Raw genomic sequence first — 23,403 nt, 5'->3', positions numbered from 1 at the left:
TGCCCGCCTTCCAGAAAAATCTTTCTATTCACCATTCACTATTCACTACCTACTTCTGGCGAACGCCGAAACTCTGGAATCCCGGCCGCATCAGCGGCTTCTTCGACGACAAAACGCCGGAATTGACGCCGGTCCAGCCGATCTCGCCGGACAGCTTGCCATATTCGATCTTGGGGCAACGGTTCATCACCACCTTGATGCCGGCGGCCTCGGCGCGCGCGGCGGCCTCGTCATTGCGCACACCAAGCTGCATCCAGATGACTTTCGGCAGCGGATCGAGCCGCAACACCTCGTCCACGATGCCCGGCACGGCAGCGGAGCCGCGAAAGACGTCGACCATGTCGATTGGCTCTGGAACATCGGCCAGCCTGGCATAGGTCATCCGCCCGAGGATTTCCTTGCCGGCCTGGCCGGGATTGATCGGGAACACCGAAAACCCTTTGCCGAGCAGATATTTCAGCACGAAATAGCTCGGCCGCACGTCATTGGCCGATGCGCCGACCATGGCGATGGTCTTCACCGAATTGAGGATGCCGGCGATATAGGCGTTGTCGTAGGCGTCGTGGTTCATGCCTCGTCATACAGCGCTTCGGAGTGAGGTGCCAACAGCCGAGCAAGTGGCTTGCAATGGGCCAGGGAGAACGTCGTCAGCCCGGCAGCGAGATCGTTCCGTCTTCCGCAATCGGAAAGGCCGGATTGTACGCAACCTCCCAGACATGCCCGTCGGCATCGGCGAAATAGCCATACCAGCCGCCCCAGAAGGCGCGCCCGGCCGGCTTGACGATCTTGCCGCCAGCCTTCTCAGCCGCCGCAAGCACTTCGTCGACCTCGGCGTCAGAGCGGGTGTTGTAGGCGAGGTAGACGGCCGACGGCGCCTTCGAGAAGCTGACGCCCGAATCCTCTTCGGCGCTTGGGCGCGGAAACAAGCCAAGAATAGCGCCGCCCATCTGGAAGAAGGCAACGCCGTCGGTGATCCCGGCATGGCGGGTCAGGCCCATCGCCTCATAGAAGCGCGTCGCACGGTCGAGATCGTCGGTGGCGATGGTGATGATGGAGATGCGCGGTTCCATATCCGCCTCCTACTCCTCCGGCCATTCCGGCTTGCGCTTGCCGATGAAGGCGCCAATGCCCTCTTCCGCATCGCGCGCCAGCATGTTCTCGACCATGACTCGCCCGGTGTAATCATAGGCCTCGGCCAGCCCCATTTCTGCCTGTTCGTAGAAGGCTTCCTTGCCGATCTTGACGACCAGAGAGGATTTGGACGCAATGGTTTGCGCGTATTTGGTGACAATCTGATTCAGATATTCGCGCGGCACGACGCGGTTGACCAAGCCGAATTCCTTGGCGGTTGCCGCATCGATCGTCTCGCCGGTCAAAAGCATCTCCAAGGCGTGCTTGCGCGAGACGTTGCGCGACAGCGCCACCATCGGCGTCGAGCAGAACAGTCCAATATTGACGCCAGGCGTGCAGAAGGTCGCCTCGTGCGAGGCGATGGCGAGATCGCAGCTGGCGACCAACTGCAATCCGGCCGCCGTCGCCAGGCCGTCGACTTCGGCGATCACCGGCTTAGGATGGCGAACGATCGCCTGCATCAGTGAAGCGCAGGCGGAAAACGTCTTTTCGAAGAAGCCCCTGCCGCGATCGGCATCGGCGCGGTGCGCGCTCAACTCCTTGAGGTCGTGTCCGGCGCAGAACACCTTGCCGACCGCCCCGAGGACGATGACGCGGACGGATTTGTCGGCCTTGGCGCGGTCGAGTTCCGCCGTCAGCGCCGCCATCACTGCAAGCGAAAGAGCATTGGCCGGCGGATTGGCGAGCGTCAGGCGCAGCACGCCGTTGTCCAGCCTGGAGACGACCGGCCCTTCGGCAACGGCAGGCTTGATGGCGACGATTTCGGCCATGATCATTCCTCTGCGATTCCGGATCGATGATGGACTAATCTAGTATGCCGCCTCGCTTCGTCCAACTCCCTCGTCCGCTTCTGCCATAATGAATGGGGTGTTGCCAGAAACGCCACGTCGCGTTCATACATGCAGGGCGCAAACCGGGAGACTGAAATGCCCGCCCACAGCAATCTCAAGCCGGTGCTGGCGGCTGCCGAAATCAACGCGCTGATGGCGACCATTTTCCCGCAGCTCAACGACCAGTTCACCTTCTACGAGGCGTTGGAGGTGTTTCCAGGCGGCTGTGTCGTGCGGCTCAACGCCGACGAGCGCCATTTGCGTCCCGGCGGCACCGTGTCGGGTTCGGCGCTGTTCACGCTGGCCGACATAGGCGGCTATGTCTGCGTGCTCTCGCATGCCGGACCGGATGCGCTTTCGGTCACCACCAGTCTCAACATCAATTTCGTCCGCAAGGCCGAGGCCGGGCCGATCGACGGCCATTGCCGCATCCTCAAGCTCGGCAAGAGCCTGATGGTGTTCGATATCGACATCGTCGCCGGCCCGGAGGGACACACGGTAGCGCACGCAACGGGCACCTATTCGATCCCGCCAAAGCGGATTGACGGTGTGGTAAAATAATACCTTTCATCCAAGGCATTGTTTTTGCTGGATTTTGATAGCTCGCCGACATTTCACGCGCCTTGACGCAGTCGCCGTCCTCTCCTATAAGCCCTCACGGAACAGCGGCCCGCAAAGGCCGCCGTTTTGTTATTGGCGGCGGGCAAGCGCCTTTCGCCAATCCAAGCAACAAGAAACGCCTTCTTTTGAAGGTCCGAACCGAAAGCAACAATCCATGGCAACCTTTTCGCAGAAGCCTGCGGATGTGGTGAAGAAGTGGGTGCTGATCGACGCCGAGGGTCTCGTCGTCGGCCGTCTCGCCACTGTCATCGCCAATCATCTTCGCGGCAAACACAAGCCCACCTTCACCCCGCACGTCGACGACGGCGACAACGTCATCGTCATCAATGCCGACAAGGTGGTGTTCACCGGCAAGAAGTTCACCGACAAGGTCTATTACTGGCACACCGGCCATCCCGGCGGCGTCAAGGAGCGCACCGCGCGCCAGCTGCTCGAGGGTCGTTTCCCCGAACGTGTCGTCGAGAAGGCCGTCGAACGCATGATCCCGCGTGGCCCGCTCGGCCGTCGCCAGATGAAGAACCTCCGCGTCTATGCAGGCACGGAACATCCGCATGTCGCCCAGCAGCCCGTCGTCCTCGACGTGGCCAAGCTGAACGCCAAGAACAAGAAGGTTTCGTAAGATGGCTGAGCTTTCCTCGCTCGCAGAACTCGGAGCTGCCACCGGCAATACCAACACCCAGCCGGCCGCACCCGTCCACGTCCAGAAACTCGATAAGTCGGGCCGCGCCTACGCCACCGGCAAGCGCAAGAACGCCATCGCCCGCGTCTGGGTGAAGCCCGGCTCCGGCAAGATCGTCGTCAACGACAAGGTGTTCGCCGAATATTTCGCGCGTCCGGTGCTGCAGATGATCCTCAACCAGCCGATTATCGCCGCCAATCGCGCCGGCCAGTACGACATCGTTGCCACCGTCATCGGCGGCGGCCTTTCCGGCCAGGCGGGTGCCGTGCGCCACGGCATCTCCAAGGCGCTGACCTATTACGAGCCGGCGCTGCGCGCCGTGCTCAAGAAGGGCGGCTTCCTGACCCGCGACAGCCGCGTCGTCGAGCGCAAGAAGTACGGCAAGGCGAAGGCCCGCCGCTCCTTCCAGTTCTCGAAGCGTTAAACAGAGACCTGTTTTCTATCGATTTTGTCAAATGGGCTGCGTATTTCGCAGCCCCTTTTCTTTGTCGACATAGCAATCCCGCATCTTCAGGTGACCCAACATAATATTAGTAGTATCTTAATTACAGGCGCGTTCCAGATCCCAGGCCAGCAGCCAACTCCACAGAGCGGGAGCTGTGCACGTTGCGACGCGCCGGTAACCCGACGCTCGCGAAGGAGGAGGCAATGCGCATCCATTCCAGCAGTGTGTTTCTGGCAGCTGTCGCCGCCACTTGGGCATTCGCCGCGCCTGCGGCCGACAAAAGCGACGAGCAGCTGATCGAGAATGCGATTACAGCGGCACCGGCGGCTGTCGGCAAAAACGCCGCCGTCGTGAATTGGGAGATGAAAACGTTGAGGAAGGGCACCAACGGTTTCACTTGCATCCCGGACGACCCGAGCACTCCCGCCGACGACCCAATGTGCACGGATGAGAACGGGATGGCGTGGATGCACGCGATCATGTCCAAGAAGGAGCCGCCTGCAGGGAAAGTTGCTTTCGCCTACATGCTAAAAGGAGGCGATGCGGCCAGCAATACCGACCCCTTTGCAACCAAGCCGCCGGAGGGGGCCGAATGGCTGCATGATGGTCCGCACGTGATGGTCATGAACGCACCAGACATGATGGCCTTGTATCCCCACGAGCCGAACCCCACACAACCATACGTCATGTTCCCCGACACGCCCTACGCGCACCTGATGATTCCAGTCAAATAGATCAAGCAAGACCTGCCGCGAAACGTAGTGGCGGGTCACCTGAGGGAAGGGAGCCGCGCTTATTTTCGGGCGCGGCTCTCCCGGGTGTCAGGGCTGGCCGGCGGACGCCTTGATGAAGTCAATGAACGCCCGCAACGGCGCCGGCACGAGGCGCCGGCCGGGATAGTAAAGGAACGGCCTGGAGAAGCTCTGCCACCAGGGTTCAAGCAGCGGTTCGAGCGCTCCGCTCTCGAAGTGAGGACGTAGCCAATCCTCGAACAGGCTGATGATGCCGGTGCCGGCGATGGCTGCATCGACTTTGAGGTCAGTCGCCCCGCCCAGGGTCACGAGAAGCGGCCCCGTCGGGTCGACCCGCACCACCTCGCCGTCGCGCTCGAATTCCCACGGCGGCATCGCACGGCTGGCAAAGCGGCCGCGCAGGCAGGCGTGGCCGAGCAGGTCGCGCGGGTGTTGCGGCCGGCCATGACGATCCAGGTAGGCCGGGCTGGCGGCGGTGGCGAAGCGCTGCACACGCGGTCCGATCGGCACAGCGATCATGTCCTGCTCCAGCCGCTCCTCATAGCGGATGCCGGCGTCGCACCCCGCCGCCAGCACATCGACGAAGCTCTCCTCCGAGATCACCTCCAACCGGATGCCCGGATAGGCGGCGAGAAAAGGCGGAACGATGCTGGGCAGTACCAGCCGCGCCGCGCTGACCGGCACATTGAGGCGCAACGTACCTGCCGGCCTGTCGCGAAAGCCGTTCACTACGTCGAGGGCCGACTCCACCTCGGTCAAGGCAGGACCGAGCCGCGCCAGCAGGCCTTCGCCGGCTTCCGTCAGGACAACGCTGCGGGTCGTCCGGTTGAGCAGCCTGACACCGAGCTGCGTCTCCAGGCGCCGCACCGCCTCGCTCAAGCCGGACGCACTGCCGCCGCTGGCGCGTGCCGCATCCCGAAAACCTTTGGCGCGCGCTACGGCCACGAAGGCGTTCAGGTCCCCGAGATCAATCTGCATTGTTCGTCATTCCGCACAGCCCGTGCGAATTGTACCCAATTATCATGAGATCGGACAGCGTCTATCTGTGCACCGTTCCTGAAGGAGAAAGACCATGTCCAGCGTCGACCAGTCCGGCACATTCATCCTCGGCGACCGCAAGGTGAGACGGCTCGGCTACGGCGCCATGCAGCTCGCAGGGCCAGGCGTCTTCGGCCCACCAAAGGACCATGACACGGCATTGGCCGTACTGCGCGAAGCCGTTGCACAAGGCGTCAACCACATCGACACCAGCGACTTCTATGGCCCGCAGGTGACCAACCTGTTGATCCGCGAAGCGCTCGCACCCTATCCCGACGACCTCGTTATCGTCACCAAGATCGGTGCCCGACGCGGCACGGATGGCTCATGGCTGCCGGCCTTCTCGGCAGAAGAGCTGACACAGGCGGTGCACGACAATCTGCACAATCTCGGACTCGACGTGCTGGAGGTGGTCAACCTTCGGGTCATGTTCGACGCGCATGGCCCCGCCGAAGGGTCGATCGAGGCGCCGCTTGCGACGCTTGCCGAGCTCCAGCGACAGGGCCTCGTGCGCCACATCGGGCTGAGCAACGTCACCGCCGCACAGATCGCCGAAGGCCGCAGGATGTGCAGGATCGTCTGCGTGCAGAACCAGTACAATCTGGCGCATCGGGGCGATGATGCCTTGATCGACGATCTGGCCCGCGACGGCACCGCCTATGTGCCGTTCTTCCCACTTGGCGGCTTCAACCCGTTGCAGTCGTCGACCTTGTCCAAGGTCGCCGCACGCCTCGGCGCCACGCCCATGCAGGTCGCGCTCGCCTGGCTGCTTCGCCGCGCGCCCAACATTCTTCTGATTCCCGGCACGTCTTCCGTCGCGCATCTGCGGGAGAACCTCGCCGCTGCCGACCTCGAACTGTCGGACGATGTCATCAAGGAGCTGGATGGTGTGGCAATGGCGGCCTGCGGGTAGATTGCCGAAGGCAGTGATGAGCCAATCTCCCCCAAGTGGGTTCCCTTGCGGGGGAGATTGCCGGCAGGACAGCGAAGGAACCGCCGAGGCGCTGAAGGATCGTCGCATTTTTCTGCTACTACGCCACATTTTGTTCTTGCTTTGTGCCGGCAGCTATGCTACTAATCTGGGTATGGTGCTAATTGGCTCCAGCGACCCGCCCACGGAGGCGGGTTTTCTGTTTCTGGGTTCCTTCGAAAGTTTGGCGCTGCCGGCCTGGGGTAGGCGGGACAGCGCCCTTCTGCCCTGCCGGGCATCGTCACCACAAGAGGGAGATCCAATTCTCGCCGCGCCGGTCTAGTTGATGCTGGCCGTGTTGGCCGGCTCGGCCGGGCGCTTCTCACCGGCATAGGGCACGCGAAAACCGTTCGCCGCCAGCCAACTGATGGCGGCCTTCGGTTCGTCGGTCTGGATGATGGTGGCGCCGCGCTCGACCCAGAAGCCATAAGTCTCGCGCGGCAGGCTGGCCGCAACCGCCAGCTCGTCGCCGCGACCGCCGGCGAGGAAGCCTCCCGGCTTGTTGACGATGGCATAGGTGTCGGCCCAGATGTGCCAGTCGCCCCTCACCGCCAGCGCGCGCATGCGCGGGCTGAACAGCGGGCCGCCGGTCTCGGTCAGTGTCTCTGATCCCATGCGCCAGTTGATCATCTCGACCGCGCGCATCGGGAAGGCCCGGCCCACTTTCTCGGCAAACATGGCGTCGCGAACCGCGTCATCGGCGATAATCGGCATGAACTGGAAGCCGCTGCCGATCGCGTCCATGGCGGCCTTGACACTGGCAATCCGCTCCGCATTCCACAGGTTCTCCTTGACGATCACCTGTTCGGCCATGCCGAGGTCGCGCGCAACCGCGACCATGCCGACGAGGCTTTCGGTGTCGAGCTTGTTGTCGAGATTGATGAGGATCCTGTCCCTGGTCGTCATCAACATCTCGCGCAACGTCGAGACCGTCTCGCCCGTAACGGCGCCGGTGCCTTCGATCACCAAACGGCACGTCTTGAGTTCGGCCATCGTGCGGTTGACCACCTCACCCTTGCAATTCGTCGTGCGGTCGAGCCAACTGTCATGCATGACGACGAACTGTCCGTCCTTCGAGCGCCTTATATCGACCTCGACGATTTCGGCGCCCATTGCGATCGACGCCTCGGCGGCGGCGATCGAATTTTCGGGATAGAGCGTCTTGCCGGATTGCATGCCGCCGGCGCGGTGCGCGGCCACTATCACATGGTCGCGCCATTGGTTGGCGTGCTCGAAGCGGTCGAGAATCTGCCTGGCGCGCGTTTCGCCTGCCGATGCCTGGCCAAGGGAGAGCGCCAGCGCCGCGGAAAGTAGAAGGCTCAGCCAAATCGTTCGCATGAGACAGGTCGTTCGCACGAGAATCGCTCCGTACCGGGATCGCACCCCGGTTAAGCGATGCCCGTGACAGGCAGGTGAACGAAGCCGGCTTGCAAAATGCCGGAAAATCAGGTCAGCGCCGGCCGAAGCAGTCTTCGGCGGCTACTTTCGGTTGCTTGCCAGGCAATCTCCTGGCGAGCCTGCCGGGTTCGCCTGGCGAGCAAGGATTTGTGACCGGATCGAATGGCCATGATCCTCCGCAGGGGTCGCAATTCTGAGAATTATGTCCAATAAGGTTGCGCGTCGACGCACAGGAGATCGCTTCATGCCGCCAAGGACCATCGATCATGCCTTCACCACCCGCTCCAGGACGGGTGCGTCGTTCGAGCCGACCTATGCCGGCGCCCTGTCGTTCATGCGGCGCAAATATTCGAAGGACGTGAAGGACGCCGATGCGGTGGTGTGGGGCATTCCCTTCGACGCTGCGGTCACCAATCGGCCGGGCGCCCGTTTCGGACCGCAGGCAATCCGCCGCGCCTCGGCCATCCTCGACAACGACCCGCAATATCCGTTTTCGCGCGATCTGTTCGAACAGCTTGCCGTGGTCGATTATGGCGACTGCCTGCTCGACAGCGGCAATCACCAGAAGACGCCTGCCACGATCGAACGCGAAGCGGCCAAGATCCTGAAATCCGGCGCCTTTCTGCTGTCACTCGGTGGCGATCACTTCGTCACCTGGCCGCTGCTCAAGGCGCATGCCGCCATCCATGGCCCGCTGGCTCTGGTGCAGTTCGACGCACACCAGGACACCTGGCCCGACGACGGCAAGCGCATCGATCACGGCTCCTTCGTCGGCCGTGCAGTCAAGGAGGGCATCATCGACCCCGACCGGTCGATCCAGATCGGCATCCGCACCCATGCGCCCGACACGTTCGGTATCAAGATCCTATACGGCCATGAAGTGGAGGAAATGCGTGCGTCCGACATCGCGTATGCCATCGTCGACCGTACGGGCGGCAAGAAGACCTATGTCACTTTCGACATCGATTGCCTGGACCCGGCTTTTGCGCCCGGCACCGGAACGCCGGTCGCGGGAGGCCCGTCTTCGGCAAAGATCCTGTCGGTGCTGCGCCAGATCAACCAGCTCGATATCGTCGGCGCCGACGTCGTCGAGGTTGCGCCAGCCTATGATCACGCCGATATAACGGCGATTGCCGGCTCGATGGTGGCCATGCACTATCTCGGGCTGCTGGCGGAACGAAAGGCCCGGCTCGAGGAAATGAACCAAGGCAATCACAGCGTTGCCGGATTGAATCAGGCGAGCGGCATATAGCTTTGAGATAACAGGAATTTTGGCACGCAATGAAACCGAAAATCTTCATCGACGGCGAGCACGGCACCACCGGTCTGCAGATAAGGGCGCTGCTTGCCGAGCGCGGCGACCTGGAAATCATCTCCATCCCGACCGAGCGCCGCAAGGAAACGGCAGCGCGCGCCGAGTTCCTCAATGCCGCCGATGTCGCGATTCTCTGCCTACCGGACGCGGCCGCCAAGGAAAGCGTTTCGCTGATCGCCAATGACACCACCAAAGTGATCGACGCCTCGACGGCGCATCGTGTCGCCGATGGGTGGGAATATGGTTTCGCCGAAATGGACAAGGACCAGGCGAAGAAGATCGCTTCGGCGAAGCGCGTCGCCAATCCTGGCTGCTGGCCGCAAGGACCAATCGCGACGCTGCGGCCGCTGGTTGCGGCGGGGCTGCTGCCGGCCGATTTTCCGGTCACCGTCAACGGCATTTCCGGCTATTCCGGCGGCGGCCGGCCGATGATCGAGGATTATGTCGCCAAGGGCGAGGATGCGCCGGAATTCCTGCCCTACGGACTGACGCTGCAGCACAAGCACGTGCCGGAACTCAGGACCTATGCCAGGCTTTCGCACGATCCGATCATGCAGCCGGCAGTCGGCAATTTCGCGCAAGGCATGATCACGGTGGTGCCGCTGCAACTCGGCGGCCTCGACCATGTGCCCAGCGGTGCCGAGCTTCACGCGGCGATCGCCGATCATTTCGCTTCCATCGATGGCGGCGTGGTCGAGGTAGCGCCGTATCTGCATCAGGAACGCATGCCCGACATCGATCCGGAGATCTACAACGGCACCAACCGGATGAAGCTCTATGTCTTTGCCAATGATAACAGGGCGCAGGCGCTGCTGCTTGCCGTCTACGACAATCTCGGCAAGGGCGCCTCGGGCGCTGCCGTGCAGAACATGGATCTGATGCTCGGCCTCTGAATGGATGCGCCAGCATTTCCGAAGCGCTGGAAGGTCGGCGCGCCCGAACTCATCGCCGAAACGTTCAGCAGCCGCATCTGGAAGGTTGCTCGCGAAGACGGCTCACCGGCAATCGTCAAGGATCTAAAGCCTTTCGACGATGTCGAGGACGAGTTGCGCGGCGAGCATTTCCTCGCCTGGCGACGCGGCGAAGGCGCGGTGCGGCTGCTGGGCCGCGATGGCCAGTGCATGCTGCTCGAATATGCTGGCGACAGGATGCTGTCACACCATCTTGCCGAACACGGCGACAATGCCGCCACCGCGATCGCGGCGGAGGTGATGGCCAAGCTGTTCTCGCCGTCGAAGCACCCTGCCCCGCCGGACCTTCAGCCGTTGCGGATCCGGTTTTCCAGCCTGTTCAAAAAGGCGAAGGCTGATCGCGCCGCCGGCGAAAAGAGCCTGTATGTCGAAGCTGCCGAAATCGCGGAACGGCTGTTGTCCAATCCGCACGACGTACGGCCGCTGCATGGCGACCTGCATCACGACAACATCATGCACGGTCCGCGCGGCTGGCTGGCGATCGATCCGAAGGGCGTTCTCGGCGACCCCGGCTTCGATGCCGCCAATGTGTTCTACAACCCACTCGACCGAGACGATCTTTGCACCGATCCGCGGCGGATCGCGCATATGGCGCATGTCTTTGCAGCAACGCTCGGCCAGTCGCCGCCCGCGATACTGGACCACGCCATCGCCTATGGCTGCCTGTCGGCTGCATGGCACCATGAAGATCGCAATGCGGTCGACGAAAACCGCGAACTGGCGATTGCCGCGGCAATCCGGCGGGTGCGGCTCAGCCTCTGAGAGCGATCTCGTGGGGCAGCGGGTAAGCGCCCTTGGTACCGCGCCAATGCGCGGCGGCGAAGCCCAGCAGAAACAGCGCGAATGCCTGATGCGTCAGGGCCATGTGCAGAGGCACCTGCATCAATAGCGTGCCGATGCCGATCGACGCCTGCACCGCGACAATCAGGAACAGCAGCGTCGCGCGCCGGGCATGCGTCGTGCCCGGCAGGCGCCGGCGTGTCGCAATCATGTGCCAGAGCGCGACCGCGAAGATCGTGTAGGCGCCGACCCGGTGGACGAATTGCACCGTCTTCGGGTTTTCGAAGAAATTGCGCCATGCCGGCTCGAGCAGCAGCAGGTCGCCGGGAACCAGCTTACCGTCCATCAGCGGCCAGGTGTTGTAGCTCAAGCCGGCATCTAGCCCTGCGACCAGCCCGCCGAGATAGATCTGGACCAGCGCCAGCAGCACCAGAAAGCCGGCCAGACGTTGCGTCGAGCTGTCGGCGGCAGGTTCCGAGTGCGGCGCCAGCCCACGCGCGACCACCATGGTCGCCGTGAAGATCAGCGCCGCCAGCGTCAGATGCGTCGCCAGCCGATATTGGCTGACCGAAACCCGGTCAACCAACCCGGACGCCACCATCCACCAGCCTATCGCGCCCTGCAGAGCGCCGAGAAGGAGGATGCCCGACAACTTCGTGCCGAGGCCCCGCTCGATGCGGCGCGTCGCCCAGAAGAACAGCAGCGGCAGGGCGAAGACCACGCCGACACTACGCGCCAGGATGCGGTGCACCCATTCCCACCAGAAGATCGATTTGAACGCCTCGATGCTCATGCCGTTGTTGAGTTCGGCATATTGCGGGGTCTGCTGGTAGCGCAGGAACTCCTCCTGCCACTCGGCATCATTGAGCGGCGGGATGACGCCGTGTATCGGCTGCCATTCGGTGATCGACAGGCCGGAATTGGTGAGCCTTGTAGCGCCGCCGACCAGTACCAGCGCAAACAGCACCAGGAGCACGACATAGAGCCAACCGCGTACCAGCGCGCGGTTGCGAAGGTCGCGATCGCGGGCGGCGAAAGGCGCGGCATCGGATATGGCAGCAGCCATGGATTTGTCCCGGCAGTTGAAGTCGCGGATTGGTGAACCATCGCAACCCGGCTTGCAAGACCGGACAGCGCGGCACGCCGTCGCGCCGTTTCTGGCGGGTTGCGCGTATTGGCTGTTCGGCCTAAGCGATAGCGATCAACGAGATCGCGCCATGCCCATTCGCCTGAAAAAGCTGATCGGAAGCTTCCTGCTGGTAGTGCTGGTCATTGTCTATGCGCTGGTCGCCTCGATCGTGGCGGTCGCCCAATTGTCGCAGTCCGGGCCGCTGGCGCACTTCATCTTCTTCCTGCTCAGCGGGCTTTTGTGGGTGCTGCCGGCGATGGGCATCATCAAATGGCTGATCCTGGAGCCGCGGCCGAAGGGGCGAGGCAACAGTTAGATCGTCACCACCGTCTTGCCGGCATTGGCCAGCGGCGTCGTCACGCCCGACAACATTGTTCGGATGTGGGCGACGCTCTGATAGCGGCCATTGACCGAAATGCGCGGCAGGGCGTGCAGGAAGCCGGCATGCTCGGCGCGGAGTATGCCGTGGCGGGTCGTCACCGCCGAGGCGTAGCCGGCATCGCGGGCTAGGCCTACTTCGCGGCGGCCGACGGCACTGGCATAACCGTAGGGATAGGCGAAATGGCGCGGTTCCTCGCCGAGTTTGGCCTGCAATATGCGCTTGACGTCGCCGATCTCATGTCGCGCATCGCTCTCGGAAAGCCGCTTCAGATTGCAGTGATTGACGCTATGTGCGCCGATCGCCACCAGCGGGTGCCCGGCCATGGTGCGGATCTCGTCCCAGTTCATCAGCGTGCTCGGGCGCGGACCACCCAACTCGATGCCGTTCGAGCGCGCCAGATCCCGCAACACCGCACGCTGGTCCTGCTCGCGCACCTTCAGCGTCAGATGAGCGTGCAGGCGCGCATTGGCCTGGACCTTTTTTCCCGGACTCGAGCAGTCGATTGTCACCGGGCCATCCGGCGTCGTCAGCGTCAGGCGATCGCGCGCATTGACGATGTCCTCGACCACGTCCCACCACAAATCGGCAGCGCCGTCGATCAGCCCCGGCGCGACGTAGATGGTGATCGGCGCGCCGTGCTTCTCCAGCACCGGCAGCGCCTCGGTCATGTTGTCTCGATAGGCGTCGTCGGCGGTGATCGTCGCAAACTGGCCGTCCTTGTCGCCGGCCTTGATGCGCTCGATCGCCTCGTCAAGCGTGACGAAACTGTAGCCGTTCGCCTTCATGTCGGCGATCACGGTGTCGAGAAACCCCGGCGCGATGTTCAAATGGCGGTTGACGCCGTTCGGCTTCTCCGGTGTCGCGGTTACCCGATGCAGCATCAGGATGGCGCCAAGGCCGCCGATAAACGGCTTGGCCAGCGGCGCGAGACCGGAATAGCGGGCGAGATTGAGCGCCAGTTTGCGGATTGCCTCGCCCCCGTCGATCATTCATTCACCTTTTGCGCCTAAGCTCATCAAGCATGGAATGCGCCTGCGCGGACCCCCAATCGCGACGAATACGCCCCAAGGATTGAGGTATGGTTGACGCCACCGCGTCATTTGACGGCAATCGGCTGGCAAGCAGCGAGGCGTCGCCGTATGCCTTGCCGGCCGGCAAAGCCGGCCTGTCAACCTCGGTCGCCGATAGTGCGGCGTTGGCGGCGTACGCAGAATTCTGCCATTCGGCGCTTTTTGCCCCTGCGCAAAGCGCCGGCTGGATCCTGAACTGGGCCGCACATACCGGCGCCGACGTTGTCGTTGCGACGCTGCGCGCCGAGGACAGGCCGATTTTCTCACTGGCGCTGGAGGTCACTCGCAGTGGAGCGTTCCGCGTCGCCCGGTTCATGGGCGGCCGCCATGCAAACGGCAATTTTGCCGCCGCCGACCCGCAATGGCTGGCGAATGCCGATAGCGCGGCGATCCGCTCGATGCTGGCGGCGATTGCCAAGGCGCGGCGCGACATCGATCTTGTCGCGCTGGAGCGGCTGCTGCCCGATCTCGACGGCGTTGCCAACCCGCTCTCCGCCTTGCCGCATTTTTCGAGCCCCAATCTGTCGCTGGCTGCCGGTCTTGTGGGAGGATTTGACGCACTGCTCACCCGCGTGAGCGGCAAGCGCAGGCGCAAGAAGCATCGCTCGCAGGCGCGCAAGTTCGAGGCCGTTGGCAGCTATCGTCGCATCGAGGCGAGGACTGCGGACGAGGTGCACATGCTGCTCGATGCCTTTTTTGAGATGAAGGAATCCCGCTTCCGCAAGATGGGCATCGCCAATGTTTTCGGTGAGGCGGAGGTGCGCGCTTTTTTCCGCTCGCTGTTTGCCGACGCGCTTCAAGAGGAAGATCCGTCCTTCGTCCTGCATGGGCTGGAAGTCGCCGGCAAACTTCGTGCAGTCACCGGGTCGAGCCGCTCGGGCAAGCGGCTGATCTGCGAGTTCGGGGCGATTGCCGAGGACGACCTCGCACACACCAGCCCGGGCGACTTCCTGTTCTTCGAGAACATCCAGGAAGCCTGCGAGGCGGGTTTCGAAATCTATGATTTCTCGGTCGGCGACGAACCCTACAAGCGATTGTGGTGCGATGTCGAAACGCAGCATTTCGAGGTGCTGGTTCCGCTGACGCTGAAAGGTCGTGCGCTGGCGCTTGCGCTCAGGCACGGCGCAAGCCTGAAGGCATTCATCAAGCACAGCCCATTGGTCTGGAAGCTAACCAAGCTACTGCGCCGCAAAGCCGTGGGGCGGACAGCACCGGCCGCAGGCGAAGACGACAGCTGATTTCGATTTGAGAGAAAACTGCCTCAGGCGGCCGAGCGCCGTCCCGGCATTGGGCCCGGCGCCACATGGCCGATGGGCGTGACCAGCGTCAGGTCGGGATAGCCACTCTCGATGAGCGCGACCGCAGCCTGTGTCACCTCGTCGTCCGGCTCAAGCATGGAGAGCAAGACCTCGGTCCCCTCGCCCACCAGGCGGCTGATGCCTTGCGCGTCGGCCGGTCCGCATTCGACCACGACCAAATCATACGCGGTGGTCAGCGACTGCATGATGATCGGCAGCCGGTCGGCGGCGCGCATGGCGCGGACCGGATCGGCTGTGCCGACGGGAATAACGTGGCAGTCCGAATAGAGATCGGGGTGGATCACATCGCTGAACTGCGCTTGCGAGGCGAGCAGATCGGTGATGCCCGGAAACAGCCCGCTGTCCAGCATCGGCCGCGAGGCGGCACCCGAAGCGGTGAGATCAAGCAGCAGCACGCGTAGCCCGGCGTCGGAGACTGCGCGCGCCACCAACACCGCCGAGGCAGCCGCCTCGTCGCCTTCCGGCGACACGAATATGGCGCGGGCGGCACCGGTGGCGATCAGTTTTTCCGCGGCCTTGTCGATGTCGACCTCGCCGAGGATAGAACGTGCCGGTTCAATGTCTCCAGCTGCCATTTCAGAGTACTCCGGTTCGATTTTCTCGGCAGCCGCTTCCGCCACCGCGACGGGTTCCGGCTCCACTTTGCTTTCAATGATATTGTCGTCGTCGGCCTCATCGATCTCAACGACTGCCGGTTCGGACCGGCCAACCGACGGGTCGGGCTCGGCCATCACGCGTTCGGCCTGGACAGCCGGCATCGCAACCTGCTCGATGCGCTCGAAATGGGCACCGGCGGCCGGACGCATGGCGCGGCCGGAAAACAGTTCCTGCAGCAGCGTGACGATCGCCATGATGAGCAACGAGCCGACAAAGGCCGCACTGACAATCGGACCAATCTTGGGGAAATAAGGTTCGGCCGGCACCTGGGCCTCCGAAAATACGCGAGCGTCGACGGGCAGATAGTTGCGATCCTTGCGTGCGGCCGCCTGGAGATAGCTGGATGAATAGAGATCGAGCTGCTGACGCTTGGTCGCGGCATCACGCTGCAGCGCATCGAGTTCCACCTGCTCTTCGCCGGCGCGGGCGGACGCCGCCTTCAGCGTGTTGACGTCTGCCACGAGTTGAGCCTCTCGCGCCTTCGCCGTCTCGGCCTGCGCCATCAGGCCTTTCATGATCTTTTCCGCTTCGTTGCGGATCTGGCGGTCGAGATCCGCGAGCTGCGACTTCAGCGCGCGGATGCGCGGATGGTTGTCGAGCAAAGTGGTGGAAAGGTCGGCGATGTTGTTCTTGAGTTCGACTTGCCGCTCGCGCAGGCGCTGGATCAGTTCGGAAGACAACACCTCCGGAACGGCATCCAGCGAGCCGCCATTGCGCAACGCCATGCGCACGCTGTCAGCGGTCGCTTCCGCCGAAGCGCGATTGGCGCGCACGCGTGACAGTTCGCTCGACAATTCGGACAGCTGCTGGGTGGCAAGCACCGAATTGTTGCCGCCCATCAAAAGATCGGACTGCGCACGGAATGCGGCAACCTTGGCTTCCGCCTCCTTCACCCGGTTCTGCAGATCCGCGATTTCCGGCGCCAGAAAGTCGGTGGCGGCGGAATTCGATTCGAGCTTGGCATTGCCCTTGGAGGCGATATAGGCGTTTGCAATGGCGTTCGGGATCGCGGCGGCAAGCTTTGGATCCTCTGACGAGAACTCGATTGCGATCGCGCGGGTTTTTTCAACGCCATAGACGTTGAGCTTCTCATGCATTGCGTCCAGCACGCGCTCTTCCAGCGGAATCTCGAACGGATCGCTTTTCAAGCCAACAAGGACAAGGGCGCGGCTCAGCGCCGACATCTTCAGCGCCTCGTCGAATTCGGGCAATTTCGCCAGGTTGAGCTTCGCCGCCACCTGCTTGAGGATGTCGGGGGACGAGATGATCTGGACCTCGGTGGCCACAGCCTCTTCGTCGGGAATCGACCGCTCGTTGCCGTTGGCCCCGGCTGGCCGCGTGAACTCCGATTCTCGAGGCCCGATCTCCAGCTTGGCTGCCGCCTTGTATTCGGGCGTTGCAAGCCAGGCGAGCGCAAAGGCCAGGCCGGCTACAACCAGTGCGACGACAAGGATGCGCAACCAGTTTCGCGCCAGGCTGGCGAAAAGCTGCCTGAGATCGACGTCGACATCTGCGGCCGCGGATTGAACGGACATGCATCCCTGCTCCGGTACTGAGTCAGCATGCACCGTAAACAACTATGGTAACTCAGCCGTTAATATCGCGGTAAGAACCTGTCAGGCTCTATTAACAAGCCGCAAACAAGAGGCTGAAAACCATCTGCATTTGTCGATCCGGCCCGCATCGGCCGCGCGCCTTTACCGGCCATTAACCCTAACAGGATGATAACCGAGCTCGATCGTTAAGGTTTGCCGCAGAGTCGCCGGCTATTCAAAGGTACGTGTCCGCTCATGAAAAGCACTGCTCCCCTTTTCCGCGCGCTGCTTGCCGTATCGATGCTTTCGGGCTGCTCCAGCTACCGGCCGACGCCGGCCGCGTTCCATGAAGTTCTCGACCAGCCCTATCGCCTCGGCGCCGGCGACCGCGTCCGCGTAACCGTGTTCGAGCAGGAAGGACTGACCAATACCTACAGCGTCGACCAGTCCGGCTATCTCTCGCTGCCGCTCGTCGGCAACGTGCCGGCGCGCGGCCACACCGCCCAACAGCTTGAAAGGGAGATCGCCGAGAAACTGCGCCAGGGTTATTTGCGGGATCCCGATGTTTCGGTCGAAATCGATCGCTACCGGCCGATCTTCGTCATGGGTGAAGTAGGTGCGGCGGGGCAGTATTCCTACGTTCCAGGCCTGACCGTGCAGAAAGCCGTCGCCATCGCCGGCGGGTTCACGCCACGCGCCAACCAGGAAAGCGTCGACATTACCCGCGACATCAACGGCAAGGTGATAACCGGACGCGTGGTGACCTCCGACCCGCTGCTGCCCGGCGATACAGTCTATGTTCGCGAACGCCTGTTTTGATGTGCTGACAAAGTGGCGGACACACTCAGGATCGTCCACTGCTTTCGCTCACCGGTCGGAGGCATCTTCCGGCATGTGCGCGACCTGACCGAGGCTCAGGTCGCCGCCGGCCATGCCGTCGGCATCGTCTGCGATTCGACGACGGGCGGCGATTTCGAGGAACGGCTGTTCGAACAGATGAAAGGCAGCCTGGCACTCGGCATTCACCGCACCCCGATGCAGCGGCATGTCGGGCCAGGCGATCTCGCCTCGGCCCGGCGCACCTACAGGATCATAAAAGAATTGCGGCCGGACGTGCTGCACGGGCATGGCGCCAAAGGTGGCGCCTATGCCCGTCTGTTCGGCTCATTGTTGCGGGTATCCAGGTCGCGCGTAGCCCGCCTTTATTCGCCGCATGGCGGCTCGCTTCACTATGACGAGACCACCGCCATGGGGAAGTTGTTCTTCGCGCTCGAGCGCTTCATGGCTCGCTTCACCGATTGCCTGCTGTTTGTTTCCGATTATGAGCGGCGGACCTATCGCAGGAAGGTCGGCGAGCCGCCCATTCCGAACGCTCTCGTCCACAACGGCCTGCGCGCCGCCGAGTTCGAGCCGGTGCGGACCGAGCACAATGCGGTTGACCTCCTCTATATCGGCATGATGCGAGACCTCAAAGGCCCGGACATCTTCATCGATGCGCTGGGGCTAGCCGCGACACGGCTCGGCCGCCCTTTGAAAGCGCTGATGGTCGGCGACGGCGACGACCTGGCGCGCTATCGCGCCCAGGTGAATCAGCTCGGCCTCGAGGTCAGCTTCCTGACGCCGATGCCGGCCAGGCTCGCCTTCACGCTGGCCGAACTGGTCGTCGTTCCCTCGCGCGCGGAAGCCATGCCCTATATAGTTCTGGAAGCGCTCGCCGCCGGCAAGCCGATCATCGCGACGGCGGTCGGCGGCATACCGGAAATCTTCGACACCGGCTCACCTGTCCTGATCCGGCCCGACCCGCGCGAACTTGGCGACAAGATAAGCGCCGCATTGGCCGATCTCGACACCTACAAAGGCCTGATGCCCGGCCTCGCCGACCTCAAGGCACGCTTCGGCGCCGATGTAATGGCCGCCGAAATCGAAAAGGCCTATTTCGCCGCGCTCAAAAAATAGAGCAACGGGTTTCCACCGGGCTGCTCCTGGTGAAAGCGTCTCCAAAGCCATCCGTTGTTTCAAGGGTTTCTTAGCTCTCTTTTGCTATTCACCTGAGGGAAACCTGCGGACGCCCCATGAACGAAATCGACCCAGCGCGCCGTTTTTCGCTAGACGCGGTGCGCAAATTCGACGCCCCTGCCGAGAACAATACGGCCGGCGGCATGAACGATGTTGCCCGCCAGGTCGCCTCGCAATACCGGCGCGATACGATGTCGCCGATCATGGTGAGCGGCGTCCTGCGCATGGTGGAATTCGCGCTGCTGTTGGTCTCAGGTCTTGCCGTCTATTTCTATTATGTCGGCTTTTTCAACTATCTTGCCTGGCAATACTCACTGACGATCGCCGCCACCTCGTTCCTCGCGGTCGTTCTGTTCGACGTCACCGACCGCTACCAGATCGTCGCGCTGATGCGGCCGATCGCCAATTTCGGCCGTCTCTTGCTGGTCTGGGCCGGAACATTCGCCTTGATGGCGCTCACCGCCTTCACCATGAAAATGTCCGAAGACTATTCGCGCCTGCTCTTCGGCACATGGTTCGTCGTCGGTTTCGTGCTGATCCTGGGTCTCCGACTGGTGATGTCGAAGCTGATCCGGCGCTGGGCGCGCGACGGGCGGATGGAGCGCCGCGCCGTCATCGTCGGCGGCGGCAAGGCGGCGGAGGTATTGATCCGCTCGGTCGAAAGGCAGCCCTACAACGACATCCGCATCTGCGGCATCTTCGACGACCGCGGCGACAAGCGGTCGCCGCCCGTTGTCGCCGGTTATCCCAAGCTCGGTACAATTTCCGAACTCATCGAATTTGCCCGCATCGCGCGCATCGACATGCTGATCGTATCGCTGCCGCTGACCGCCGAATCGCGCGTGCTGCAGTTATTGAAGAAGCTGTGGGTGCTGCCGGTCGACATCCGGCTATCGGCGCATTCGAACGCGCTGCAGTTCAGGCCGCGCGCCTATTCCTACATCGGCTCGGTGCCGATGCTCGATATTTTCGACAAGCCGATCAACGACTGGGATTCGGTCGCCAAGCGCGCCTTCGACATTGTCTTTTCGATCATCGGCATCATCGTGTTCTCGCCGGTGATGCTGGCGACCGCAATCGCGATCAAACTCGACAGCAAGGGGCCGGTGCTGTTCCATCAGAAGCGGCACGGCTTCAACAACGAGATCATCGACGTCTACAAGTTCCGTTCGATGTATACCGACAAGGCGGACCCGACGGCCAAACAGACCGTGACCAAGAACGATCCGCGCGTCACCCGCGTCGGCCGCTTCATCCGCAAGACCTCGGTCGACGAACTGCCGCAGTTCTTCAATTCGCTGTTCGGTTCGCTGTCGCTGGTCGGGCCGCGCCCGCACGCCATTGCCGCGCAGTCGCACAACCTCCTCTACAATGAAGTGGTCGACGGCTATTTCGCTCGCCACAAGGTCAAACCCGGTGTGACCGGCTGGGCGCAGATCAATGGCTGGCGCGGCGAGATGGACACCAACGAGAAGATTCGCATGCGGACGGAATACGACCTCTATTACATCGAGAACTGGTCGCTCTTGTTCGACCTCAGAATCCTGTTCCTGACGCCGATCCGCCTGCTCAATACGGAAAACGCGTATTGAGCGCGACGGCCTATGAATTGCCCGCGACGGCGGTCAACGCCAAGCTGATTGCATTGATTGCTTCGGGGGCGGTTTTCCTCGGTGTTTTCCTGTCGGGCTTCGTCATCGATGAACCGGCGCCATACGACCTCTATATGGTCGGGCTGATCGTGGTGTGGCCCTTGTTCGGCCTGCGCATACAACGCGCGGCGGTGCCGCTGCTGGTGCTGCTGGTGATCATGAACATCGGCGGCATGATCTCGATGACGCAGATGTCGGACCTCGCCGGCACGCCGCTCTATCTCGCCGTCTCGCTGTTCCTGGCCTTAACCGCGGTTTTTTTCGCTTCGGTAACGGCCGTCCGGCCCAGTCTCTACCGGGTGATCTTCGTCGCCTATGTGGTGTCGGCGGTGCTGACTTCGCTGGTCGGCATAGCCGGCTATTTCGATGCCTTTCCAGGAGCCGAGATCTTCACCAAATACGACCGTGCCGCCGGCGCCTTCCAGGACCCGAACGTGTTCGGTCCGTTCCTGGTGCTGCCGGGCATCTACCTGCTCTATCTGCTGCTTACCGGCTCGGTCGCGCGCATGCCTCTATTGGCTATGCCGCTGCTGATCATCACCGCCGGCATCTTCTTTTCCTTTTCGCGCGGCGCCTGGGGCATGTTCGCCGTTTCGGCGATCCTTTTGACCGGTGCCTTGTTCCTGCAGAGCGCCAGCGGCAAGTTCAGGCTGCGCGTCGTCGTCATGACCATCGCCGCCGTCGGACTGCTGGTCATCGCAACGATCGTCATCCTGCAACTGCCAGGAGTCGCCGAAATGTTCTCGAACCGCGCACAGCTCGAACAAAGCTACGACACCGCCCGGCTCGGCCGCTTCGCCCGCTATACGATCGGCTTTCAGATGGCACTGGAGCATCCTTTCGGCATCGGCCCGCTCGTCTTCGGCAAGATCTTCGGCGAGGACACGCACGACATCTGGCTGAAGATGCTGATGGATTACGGCTGGCTCGGCTTCGTGTCGTTCCTGACGCTGACGTGCTGGACGATCGCCGCCGGCTTCCGCATTCTGCTGCGCGACCGGCCGTGGCAGCCTTATCTTCTATGCGCCTACGTCGCCTTCATCGGCAATATCGGGCTCGGCACCTTCATCGACATCGACCACTGGCGCCACGTCTACCTGCTGCTCGGCTTGATCTGGGGTGCCATCGCGCTCGAATACCGCCACCAGTGGCAGCTGCGGGCGACGCAGCGACCGGCAATCCCCGTCGCGGTTGCTTCAGGCAAGACAGCAACCGAATTCGGTTGACCGGACCCGGTCTATCACGATACATCGCGACCGGTCCGGAGTGTAGCGCAGCCCGGTAGCGCACTTGACTGGGGGTCAAGGGGTCGTCGGTTCGAATCCGGCCACTCCGACCATCAAAATCCAAAGGCTTAGCCAGTTTTCCCCCAAAACTGGCTGTACAGACGATAGCCGCACTGCAGCAGCGCAACATACGCAGGCGTGATCTCATCGAGGGAACCGATCACGCATCACTCGTGCGCGAGGCACGGAGGCTGGCGTCTAGCCAGAAGCCCACCGAGAAACCGCGCGGTAATGGCTAGGTAAGCTTTGCTGCGTACGCCAACCTTTATCGTGAGAAAAGGTCCCGCCGCACATGCCAGAACGGCGGGACTCGATCAGGCGCCTTGCATCAGGCAGGGGTGACTCGGGGGTTGGGCATGCCCGGTGCGCGCGGATCGTACTGAACCCTAGGCGCATCAGCTGCAATGCGTCCACCAACCGTCGGTTGGAAAGAACTAATTCAATCCCGACGGCTGGCCTGGCCTGAACAGGCGCGCGCTCAAGGCTCAGTTTCTTCCCGGGGAGGAGCTTTTTGGTCAGGACAATCAGGATAGGGCAATTCTTCACACGGAGAGGGCCTGTCGCCAACGCTGCGATAATGTTCCGCGAGTTTTGCGAAACCGTAGGCGAAGGCGAAAAGAAGCGCGAGGACAACCGCTATTCGGACGGCCATACCGTATTGTAGCAGGATCCTCGCATTGGAGCGCGCGGCGTTTTGGTACGTTTGAATGTTGAGTTCGAAAAAGGTTGGCTCTAGTTGAATTGCCGTCGTCCGCAGTTGTAAGGGCGAGCGGACGCTACGAAGATGCCACGCGCTTTCGCCCTTTTCGGGAGAGATGCAATGTCGCTTCAAGGAGTTGCCTGTCCTGCCGAGCTGACCATGTTGACCAAGGCACTTGATGCCCGATGCCGTGAACTAGGCCTCGCTGATGGAGATCCAGGCAGAGAAGTGCTCGGCCGCAGAGTGATGGATTTATTTGAAAGTGGTCAGCTCAGCGCCGAAGATTTGAGACTGGCTCTGAGCGGCGAGATCTTTAACGCCAAAAATCCTCCGGCCGGAGCCAGTGGGCCTTGATACGGCAAGCGGCTATCCGCGCAGCCATTTGAATCACTGGCCCAGCGTCGGCTTCCGTGTGCGCAGGAGCGCGTGTGAACAAATGTGATTTTGCGGTCGGTGCCAGACGGGCTAACTTTACCCATCGAACGAAAGAGGAGAATGATCATGAAGACATTCCTCGCAATAGCCGCGGCACTGACCATGTCCATATCAGCTGCCTCTGCGGATTGCCCCGCGCATTCCAAGGTTCAGGCATCGGTCGACACGCAGACGAAGACAGCAAGCGTCGAGAAGGCCGATATGTCGACTGTCACGGACGCTCAGACGATCAAGAAAGAAGAGCCACAGAAGACCGAGTAGCGGTAACGCTCAGCGGATTCCACGACCCGGA

24 protein-coding genes and 1 tRNA gene are annotated in these 23,403 nt (G+C 62.3%); 17 read left to right on the top strand and 8 right to left on the bottom strand.

Features of this window, described 5'->3' with window-relative positions:
* Positions 1 to 49 precede the first annotated feature (49 nt).
* The 3 genes from NKI72_RS14710 to NKI72_RS14700 form a co-directional block, all read right to left on the bottom strand.
* Positions 50 to 571 (bottom strand): CoA-binding protein, encoded by a 522-nt coding sequence (locus tag NKI72_RS14710; protein ID WP_352682009.1) that lies wholly within the window; start codon positions 569 to 571, stop codon positions 50 to 52.
* A 76-nt stretch (positions 572 to 647) separates the two neighbouring features.
* Positions 648 to 1,070: a VOC family protein gene (locus tag NKI72_RS14705; RefSeq protein ID WP_352833298.1), complete on the bottom strand. Its 423-nt coding sequence runs from the start codon at positions 1,068 to 1,070 to the stop codon at positions 648 to 650.
* A gap of 9 nt (positions 1,071 to 1,079) precedes the next feature.
* On the bottom strand, positions 1,080 to 1,901 hold the full coding sequence (locus NKI72_RS14700; protein ID WP_352833301.1) for an enoyl-CoA hydratase: 822 nt from the start codon (positions 1,899 to 1,901) through the stop codon (positions 1,080 to 1,082).
* A 156-nt stretch (positions 1,902 to 2,057) separates the two neighbouring features.
* Between NKI72_RS14700 and NKI72_RS14695 the strand changes: the two genes are divergently transcribed.
* From NKI72_RS14695 to NKI72_RS14680, 4 genes are all read left to right on the top strand, one after another.
* Positions 2,058 to 2,522: a PaaI family thioesterase gene (locus NKI72_RS14695; protein WP_352542427.1), complete on the top strand. Its 465-nt coding sequence runs from the start codon at positions 2,058 to 2,060 to the stop codon at positions 2,520 to 2,522.
* Positions 2,523 to 2,736: 214 nt separating this feature from the next.
* Positions 2,737 to 3,201 (top strand): 50S ribosomal protein L13, encoded by a 465-nt coding sequence (gene rplM, locus NKI72_RS14690; RefSeq protein WP_023674645.1) that lies wholly within the window; start codon positions 2,737 to 2,739, stop codon positions 3,199 to 3,201.
* 1 nt (position 3,202) lies between these two features.
* Positions 3,203 to 3,685, top strand: coding sequence for a 30S ribosomal protein S9 (gene rpsI / locus NKI72_RS14685; RefSeq protein WP_023674644.1), 483 nt, complete (start codon positions 3,203 to 3,205; stop codon positions 3,683 to 3,685).
* 224 nt (positions 3,686 to 3,909) lie between these two features.
* Positions 3,910 to 4,440: a hypothetical protein gene (locus NKI72_RS14680; protein WP_352542425.1), complete on the top strand. Its 531-nt coding sequence runs from the start codon at positions 3,910 to 3,912 to the stop codon at positions 4,438 to 4,440.
* Between the two features lie 87 nt (positions 4,441 to 4,527).
* Here NKI72_RS14680 and NKI72_RS14675 read toward each other — a convergent pair whose 3' ends face one another.
* Positions 4,528 to 5,436, bottom strand: coding sequence for a LysR family transcriptional regulator (locus NKI72_RS14675; protein WP_352850240.1), 909 nt, complete (start codon positions 5,434 to 5,436; stop codon positions 4,528 to 4,530).
* 94 nt (positions 5,437 to 5,530) lie between these two features.
* Here NKI72_RS14675 and NKI72_RS14670 point away from each other — a divergent pair, with 94 nt between their 5' ends.
* Complete coding sequence (locus NKI72_RS14670; RefSeq protein ID WP_352833305.1) at positions 5,531 to 6,409, top strand: aldo/keto reductase family oxidoreductase; 879 nt, start codon at positions 5,531 to 5,533, stop codon at positions 6,407 to 6,409.
* 336 nt (positions 6,410 to 6,745) lie between these two features.
* Here the strand turns inward: NKI72_RS14670 and NKI72_RS14665 are convergent, their stop codons facing one another.
* Positions 6,746 to 7,804, bottom strand: a complete 1,059-nt coding sequence (locus tag NKI72_RS14665) for a glycerophosphodiester phosphodiesterase family protein (RefSeq protein ID WP_352745892.1) — start codon at positions 7,802 to 7,804, stop codon at positions 6,746 to 6,748.
* Between the two features lie 304 nt (positions 7,805 to 8,108).
* Between NKI72_RS14665 and speB the strand changes: the two genes are divergently transcribed.
* The 3 genes from speB to NKI72_RS14650 are packed head-to-tail and all read left to right on the top strand — an operon-like array spanning position 8,109 to position 10,912.
* Positions 8,109 to 9,116 carry an agmatinase gene (speB, locus tag NKI72_RS14660; protein WP_352471982.1) on the top strand — a complete coding sequence of 336 codons (1,008 nt, stop codon included), beginning with the start codon at positions 8,109 to 8,111 and terminating at the stop codon, positions 9,114 to 9,116.
* Between the two features lie 29 nt (positions 9,117 to 9,145).
* Positions 9,146 to 10,072, top strand: coding sequence for an N-acetyl-gamma-glutamyl-phosphate reductase (argC, locus tag NKI72_RS14655; protein ID WP_352833308.1), 927 nt, complete (start codon positions 9,146 to 9,148; stop codon positions 10,070 to 10,072).
* Positions 10,073 to 10,912, top strand: coding sequence for an aminoglycoside phosphotransferase family protein (locus tag NKI72_RS14650; protein WP_352833311.1), 840 nt, complete (start codon positions 10,073 to 10,075; stop codon positions 10,910 to 10,912).
* Here the strand turns inward: NKI72_RS14650 and NKI72_RS14645 are convergent.
* Complete coding sequence (locus NKI72_RS14645; protein ID WP_352833314.1) at positions 10,902 to 11,996, bottom strand: COX15/CtaA family protein; 1,095 nt, start codon at positions 11,994 to 11,996, stop codon at positions 10,902 to 10,904. The two genes, NKI72_RS14650 and NKI72_RS14645, sit on opposite strands and share 11 nt — an antisense overlap.
* Positions 11,997 to 12,147: 151 nt before the next feature.
* On the opposite strand from NKI72_RS14645, the gene NKI72_RS14640 reads away from it, so the two are divergent.
* Positions 12,148 to 12,375: a DUF2842 domain-containing protein gene (locus NKI72_RS14640; RefSeq protein ID WP_023674629.1), complete on the top strand. Its 228-nt coding sequence runs from the start codon at positions 12,148 to 12,150 to the stop codon at positions 12,373 to 12,375.
* Here NKI72_RS14640 and NKI72_RS14635 read toward each other — a convergent pair.
* On the bottom strand, positions 12,372 to 13,430 hold the full coding sequence (locus NKI72_RS14635) for a polysaccharide deacetylase family protein (protein WP_352471988.1): 1,059 nt from the start codon (positions 13,428 to 13,430) through the stop codon (positions 12,372 to 12,374). The two genes, NKI72_RS14640 and NKI72_RS14635, sit on opposite strands and share 4 nt — an antisense overlap.
* An 89-nt stretch (positions 13,431 to 13,519) precedes the next feature.
* Here NKI72_RS14635 and NKI72_RS14630 point away from each other — a divergent pair, with 89 nt between their 5' ends.
* Entirely contained in the window at positions 13,520 to 14,749 is a 1,230-nt protein-coding gene (locus tag NKI72_RS14630) for a GNAT family N-acetyltransferase (protein ID WP_352833316.1), read from the top strand.
* Between the two features lie 23 nt (positions 14,750 to 14,772).
* On the opposite strand, the gene NKI72_RS14625 is transcribed toward NKI72_RS14630, so the two are convergent.
* On the bottom strand, positions 14,773 to 17,022 hold the full coding sequence (locus tag NKI72_RS14625; protein ID WP_352833319.1) for a GumC family protein: 2,250 nt from the start codon (positions 17,020 to 17,022) through the stop codon (positions 14,773 to 14,775).
* A gap of 255 nt (positions 17,023 to 17,277) precedes the next feature.
* Here NKI72_RS14625 and NKI72_RS14620 point away from each other — a divergent pair, with 255 nt between their 5' ends.
* From NKI72_RS14620 to NKI72_RS14590, 7 genes are all read left to right on the top strand, one after another.
* Positions 17,278 to 17,841 carry a polysaccharide biosynthesis/export family protein gene (locus NKI72_RS14620; protein WP_352471991.1) on the top strand — a complete coding sequence of 188 codons (564 nt, stop codon included), beginning with the start codon at positions 17,278 to 17,280 and terminating at the stop codon, positions 17,839 to 17,841.
* 12 nt (positions 17,842 to 17,853) lie between these two features.
* A complete protein-coding gene (locus NKI72_RS14615) occupies positions 17,854 to 18,978 on the top strand; it encodes a glycosyltransferase family 4 protein (RefSeq protein WP_352833322.1) in 1,125 nt (374 codons plus the stop codon).
* A 116-nt stretch (positions 18,979 to 19,094) separates the two neighbouring features.
* A complete protein-coding gene (locus NKI72_RS14610; RefSeq protein ID WP_352770039.1) occupies positions 19,095 to 20,630 on the top strand; it encodes an undecaprenyl-phosphate glucose phosphotransferase in 1,536 nt (511 codons plus the stop codon).
* Positions 20,627 to 21,916, top strand: coding sequence for an O-antigen ligase family protein (locus NKI72_RS14605; protein ID WP_352833325.1), 1,290 nt, complete (start codon positions 20,627 to 20,629; stop codon positions 21,914 to 21,916). The genes NKI72_RS14610 and NKI72_RS14605 overlap by 4 nt, the downstream gene beginning before the upstream one ends.
* 36 nt (positions 21,917 to 21,952) lie before the next feature.
* Positions 21,953 to 22,029: transfer RNA gene (locus NKI72_RS14600), tRNA-Pro, on the top strand.
* 767 nt (positions 22,030 to 22,796) lie between these two features.
* Entirely contained in the window at positions 22,797 to 23,030 is a 234-nt protein-coding gene (locus NKI72_RS14595) for a hypothetical protein (RefSeq protein WP_352471996.1), read from the top strand.
* A 147-nt stretch (positions 23,031 to 23,177) separates the two neighbouring features.
* Positions 23,178 to 23,372 carry a hypothetical protein gene (locus tag NKI72_RS14590; protein WP_023674517.1) on the top strand — a complete coding sequence of 65 codons (195 nt, stop codon included), beginning with the start codon at positions 23,178 to 23,180 and terminating at the stop codon, positions 23,370 to 23,372.
* The last annotated feature ends 31 nt before the right edge of the window (positions 23,373 to 23,403 follow it).

Origin of the sequence: Mesorhizobium sp. M0437, from assembly GCF_040321335.1 — a bacterium.
Classification (GTDB): domain Bacteria; phylum Pseudomonadota; class Alphaproteobacteria; order Rhizobiales; family Rhizobiaceae; genus Mesorhizobium.
The sequence above is the reverse complement of the archived record's forward strand: the minus strand, read 5'-3'. Positions and strand labels throughout refer to the sequence as shown.